This is a genomic window from Xanthocytophaga agilis (genome assembly GCF_030068605.1).
Lineage (GTDB): Bacteria > Bacteroidota > Bacteroidia > Cytophagales > 172606-1 > Xanthocytophaga > Xanthocytophaga agilis.
On record NZ_JASJOU010000059.1, the window covers coordinates 1 to 580 of the forward strand.

Here is a 580-nt window from a genome sequence, read left to right on the forward strand (position 1 = left end):
ATTGGTCACTCCATTGACAATCGAGTTGGTCAGTAACTGAAAGGAAACACTGTTGCCAAAAGAGAGGCCACCATAGACTCTGGATCCATTTCCATTGATGGTCAGATTGGCATTGTTTCCTACCGTGAGTATGCCCATCGTTTGGGTGATGGCACTGTTGGTAGATGAGTTGATGGTAATAGTTCGGGCTGTATTGGCAGAAAAAGTAATATTGCCAAATGTTTTGGTGGTATTACTCAGATTCAGTGTGGTTGCAGCACCAGAAGTAAAGGTGATGGTAGCCGTACCGGACACACTCATCGCGTCGGCAAAGGTAGCCAGTGCTCCGCTGACAGTCAGGTTGGCAGCCAGATCCAGTGTTGGATTGTTATCCACCCCAGTCCAGTTGATGCTGTTACAGATCGCACCGGCAGTCAGGGTGACGGTCTGTCCAGCCGTAGCAAAGGAGTTGGCATCAAAGATGGCTGCGTTTGAAGTGGTAGGCACCCCAGCTCCTCCACTTCCACCCGAAGTAGCAGACCAGTGGCTGGCATCATTCCACGATCCGCCATCGCCTACCCAGTATAAACTCTGGGCGTTT

At 50.5% G+C, this 580-nt stretch carries 1 protein-coding gene; it reads right to left on the minus strand.

Going from position 1 to position 580, the window contains the following annotated elements:
- On the minus strand, nucleotides 1-580 hold a 580-nt coding region (locus QNI22_RS40185), incomplete at both ends, for a hypothetical protein (protein ID WP_314520326.1).